Raw genomic sequence first — 4,357 nt, 5'->3', positions numbered from 1 at the left:
CAACTACTTCGCCGCCGCAGGTTACGATGCAGACCGATCGAAAACTGCTCTAGCATGACCGAGGTGGCTGGGTTTTCAATGTCGCCGATGGCTGAGTTCCTGATGTCGTTTGACACCTGTTGCGGCTATTCGCAATCCGCCGCAAACTTCGCAACAGAACCCCTCAGACAGTCCTCGACAACCGGATGCCTTGGTCCCAAAGCTGCAGCCGAAAGGCGGGAGATGCGAAAGGACAGACACTTGACCTAAAACGCCCCATACAAGTTTCCTCGGAGTTTAGCCTCAAGCCTCGTCGCCGGCTTCGAAGTCGAATAACCCGCACTGCATCATGGTTCTGGCCGTGACAGGTCACTTGTTTCAGGTGCAGGCGACTATTTCTGAGCGAATCTGGGAAAGGTAGCGACAAGTGATCAATCAGCGCTCTTTGGTGCATAGTCCAAATGAAAATGCCTTCTATAACAAAAAGGGAGGAAGGAAAATTAATGAACGACGTTTTCTAGTTATTTTCCTACTTACCGTCTTAGGAGGCTTCTTAACCTTTGTCCTGTTGCATTTGATGCTAGCGAAGTATGGATTGCTGCCTCCACCGCCATTAACCGCAACTAGTTGTATCGATAGTAAACTTGTAGAATTGCGCGGTCGACGGCTAGAGGATCGCACGCTTGTGGCAATCGGGTCTTCAGCGACTTGGCGTAATCTTGATATGTCAGTCTTTGAGCATCGTTTTCCTGCGACCAGCGCGTACAACATTGCGCCTTGTTATTTGCATATTGATCAAACAAACTATTTCGCTGGCTTCATGTTGCAGCGTATGCCTCTCGTACAAACTGTTATTGTTGTCGTTGCGCCACGCGACTTTGAAGTGTGCGCACCAGAACAGAATGCAATTTTCGACATGCGGCTTGCTACCGCCGTCTTGTCTGAATTGGCACCTAGTTGGATTCCATATATTACCGGTTTCCGCCCGCTCTATCTTGCACGGGAGGCTATCAAACAGTGGCAGATTTCAAGGCAAAAAGCGCCTGAATTAGCGGAGGCCGATCCGGCACCATTCGTGGATCAGTATGGATCGAGCGTTCTTATTCGCGCGCATCCGTGGCGCCCAGCTCCAGTCATCGATCAGCGTTGTTTTGCAGGCTTAACTGCCTTGGAAACAACGGTAATGGGACGAGGAGCCAATCTTATTGTTGCAACAGTTCCCGTCATGCCGGAGTGGGCCGCCATGTTCGATGCCGATGGCAGCATCATTGAGACTTGGACAAAGAGAATGGCAGCCTCTCTTAAAAGCCAAAGTAGCCTATTTATCGATGGGCGAAAGCTGCAATGGGACAACTCATTTTTCGCTGATCCTGTGCATATTATATATCCGCATCACACAATTTACTCAGAATTTATTGCGGATGCCATGGCCGACCGTAAGACCGCAACGAATCCGACAGAATGAGGAAACCTATGCTGTTCAATTCCTATATATTTGTTCTGGTATTTTTGCCTGTGACGTTGATAGTATATTATTCACTAGGCCGCTTGCCATCTCCCAGCGCGGCGAGATTATGGCTTTTAGCGGCTTCTCTGACATTTTATGGCTGGTGGAGCTGGAGCTATTTGGCCTTGTTGCTGCTAACTATGATTTTCAACTGGGCCCTTGGCCGGCTAATTCAGATCGCAAAGCAGCGCAATGTCGCGCATTCCCATGCATTGCTGATAGTGGGAGTCGCGCTCAATCTCGCATTGTTGGGATACTTCAAATACGCGACGTTCGTCGCAGGCAGTTTGGCAGAACTCGTGGGTCTAGAATTTGCCCTTGAGGGTGTCGTTCTCCCTCTCGCTATTTCGTTTCACACCTTCCAGCAAATTGCTTACATTGTTGATGTGCAGCGCGGCAGAGCAAAGCAGTATGCACTTACGGATTATCTATTATTCGTCAGTTTTTTCCCACAATTGATCGCAGGACCGATCGTTCATCATTACGAACTGATGCCGCAGTTTGCTCGGCGTGTAACCTATCGCTTTCGAGAGTCAAATTTTGTCCATGGTGTTGTTTTCTTCGTGATGGGTTTATTAAAAAAATTGATCATTGCTGATCCTGTAGGCCAGTTGGGAGCTCCAATCTTCCGCAGCGCGGAAATCGACGCTCCTGGATTTTTAGAGGCGTGGCTAGCAACTCTCGCTTTTTCTGTTGGACTTTATTTTGATTTTTCAGCTTATTCCGACATGGCGGTCGGTTTAGCCCGCATGTTTGGCATCCGACTTCCTTACAACTTCAACTCACCATACAAAGCAGTTTCGATTATAGATTTTTGGCGGCGTTGGCATATGACCTTGTCGCGTTTCTTGCGAGACTACCTATATATCCCGCTTGGCGGAAGCCGACGCGGGCCATGGCGGCGTCACATCAATTTAGTAACGACAATGCTGCTCGGCGGCCTATGGCATGGCGCTGCCTGGACGTTTGTAGTTTGGGGCGCACTGCATGGCTTCTTTCTGCTTGTCAATCATGCATGGAACCACTTCGTAATGCGAACTGAAGCGGCTACCGGCAGTCGTCCGCGGCTTGGGGCACCTTTAGCGCAGGCTGTAACGTTGCTATCAGTTATGGTGGCTTGGGTGTTTTTTGCTGCACCCAACTTCAACGCTGCTTTTTCAGTACTCAGTGGTATGATTGGCATCAATGGTTCGGCAAGGCCGGATATTTGGAATTTATTTGATGTATTGGTTTTTAGTGGCATATCTGGTGTGCGCGAACAGATCGGGGGAACATTGATGTTCCATTATGCCACTGCTTTCTGCGCGCTCATTTTCGGGTGCTATCTGATTTTAGCAATGCCGAATTCACAGCAGTTTGTAGAGGGGCGGGCGGAACACCCGGACGAGCCGCAGCATTGGGATAGATTGCGATTTCGCCCAACACCTGCGAGTGCGCTCTGCGTCGCTGTAATGTTCCTGCTTGCCTTTGCATTGATGGCTGATGTTAAGGAGTTTGTCTATTTTCAGTTTTAAGCTCGAGTTTGGCCCACCGTACGGCATGGCAGAGGGCACAAGCGATGCCTTTGAGGAGGGCTGGCGGAAGTTTCGTGCTTTCGGCTGTCTGCTGGGATACGGCCAAACGTTGCGCGCTCCATATGTCGCGTCGTACCGCGGCGAGAGTGTCGGCGAAGGTTAGTCGCTGTTTGCGGCACCAAGCGACCTTGATGCTCCTATAATCGTCAGAGCCCCGCTGGTGCTAAGTGTCCGTCCGGGAACATACCGAACGATCGGAATCGGTTGGATTGGCTCTTGGCGGCGGGTGCGGGAAGAAAGGAAGAGCGTTTATGTGGACGCCCGAGAACCGGCCGAAATACGACCGCAGCAAGCTGCGCTACCCGAGTGGTCTGACCGGCGAGGAATGGTCCATCACCGGCCCGCTGATTCCGCTGGCGAAGCGTGGCGATAACAAGCGGACGGTGGATGAGCGCGCGGTGCTGAACGGGGTGCTGTACATCCTCTCCACCGGCTGCCAGTGGGCGGCGCTGCCGAAGGACCTAGTCAGCCGTGAAATGGGCTGAGAAGCGCAGCTTGCTGCGGATTTCCTGCACTCGGGAAATATCCGAGTTTGTGGGCTTGGCAGCGAATGCGGCCAAAATCTTGCAAATCATTCTGCCAGTTGCGGCGAAATGCAGCGTGTGACCCGCTCGGCGGACACCCTGGCCGGGAGCCCGCCGATGCGTCCCAAGCAACCCAAGGCCGAGCCGCAGGATGACCCTTTCCGCGCCCGGCTGGAGAACCTGGTGGACCCGCGGCATTCGCTGGTGCGGCTGGCGGGGCTGATCGCCTGGAGCCGGTTCGAGGCGGAGTTTGGAGCCCTCTACACCGATGGCGGTCGTCCGGGGCTGCCGACACACGGCTGATGGTCGGCCTGCACCTGCTCAAGCACATAGACGGGTTGTCGGACGAGGCGGTCTGCGCGCGCTATCTCGACAGCCCGTACGCGCAGCTGTTCTGCGGCGAGACCCACTTCCAGCATGCCCTGCCGTTGGACCGCTCGTCGCTGACGCGCTGGCGCCAGCGCATCGGGCCCGAGCGGCTGGAACTGCTGCTGGCCGAGAGCTTGGCCGCGGCGGCGCGATGGAGGAGAAGCACCTGCGACGGGTGACCATCGACACCACGGTCCAGCCCAAGGCGGTGACGCGCCCCACCGACGGCAAGCTGCTGCAGCGTGGCATTGAGATCCTGGCGCGGCTGGCCCGGCGGCACGGCATCCGGCTGCGCCAGTCCTACCTGCGGGTGGCCAGGACGGCCCGGCGCGAGGCCGCGAAGCTGATCCTGTAGCGGCTGGATGAATGCTGGTTCTCCCGCACTTCCCGTGCTGCCGTTGCCG

Annotated in this window: 5 protein-coding genes and 1 pseudogene; all 6 read left to right on the top strand. The window is 54.3% G+C overall.

Translation table 11 applies throughout. The features are described from left to right. The first annotated feature begins 406 nt into the window (after positions 1 to 406). The 6 genes and pseudogenes from AC5JJ6_RS00960 (at position 407) to AC5JJ6_RS00935 (ending at position 4,308) form a co-directional block, all read left to right on the top strand. On the top strand, positions 407 to 1,444 hold the full coding sequence (locus AC5JJ6_RS00960) for a hypothetical protein (protein WP_496040241.1): 1,038 nt from the start codon (positions 407 to 409) through the stop codon (positions 1,442 to 1,444). Positions 1,445 to 1,452: 8 nt separating this feature from the next. Further along, a complete protein-coding gene (locus tag AC5JJ6_RS00955; RefSeq protein ID WP_496040240.1) occupies positions 1,453 to 3,000 on the top strand; it encodes an MBOAT family O-acyltransferase in 1,548 nt (515 codons plus the stop codon). Positions 3,001 to 3,311: 311 nt separating this feature from the next. Next, positions 3,312 to 3,524 (top strand): annotated as a pseudogene (locus AC5JJ6_RS00950) (transposase); the annotation flags it as partial. Between the two features lie 177 nt (positions 3,525 to 3,701). After that, the gene (locus AC5JJ6_RS00945) at positions 3,702 to 3,887 is read left to right on the top strand and encodes a transposase (RefSeq protein WP_496040239.1); all 186 of its coding nucleotides are present in this window, start codon (positions 3,702 to 3,704) and stop codon (positions 3,885 to 3,887) included. Next, complete coding sequence (locus AC5JJ6_RS00940) at positions 3,887 to 4,132, top strand: transposase (protein ID WP_496040238.1); 246 nt, start codon at positions 3,887 to 3,889, stop codon at positions 4,130 to 4,132. Before AC5JJ6_RS00945 ends, AC5JJ6_RS00940 begins: the two co-directional genes overlap by 1 nt. After that, a complete protein-coding gene (locus AC5JJ6_RS00935; RefSeq protein ID WP_496040237.1) occupies positions 4,129 to 4,308 on the top strand; it encodes a hypothetical protein in 180 nt (59 codons plus the stop codon). Before AC5JJ6_RS00940 ends, AC5JJ6_RS00935 begins: the two co-directional genes overlap by 4 nt. Positions 4,309 to 4,357 lie beyond the last annotated feature (49 nt).

It is taken from the genome of Skermanella sp. (assembly GCF_059503625.1).
This window is presented reverse-complemented; position numbering and strand designations above follow the sequence as displayed.

What these genes read in the sequence shown, in the direction of transcription:
- AC5JJ6_RS00955 (WP_496040240.1), top strand. Translation starts at nt 1,453, where the DNA reads ATGCTGTTCAATTCCTATATATTTGTTCTGGTATTTTTGCCTGTGACG.
- AC5JJ6_RS00945 (WP_496040239.1), top strand. Translation starts at nt 3,702, where the DNA reads ATGCGTCCCAAGCAACCCAAGGCCGAGCCGCAGGATGACCCTTTCCGC.
- AC5JJ6_RS00940 (WP_496040238.1), top strand. Translation starts at nt 3,887, where the DNA reads ATGGTCGGCCTGCACCTGCTCAAGCACATAGACGGGTTGTCGGACGAG.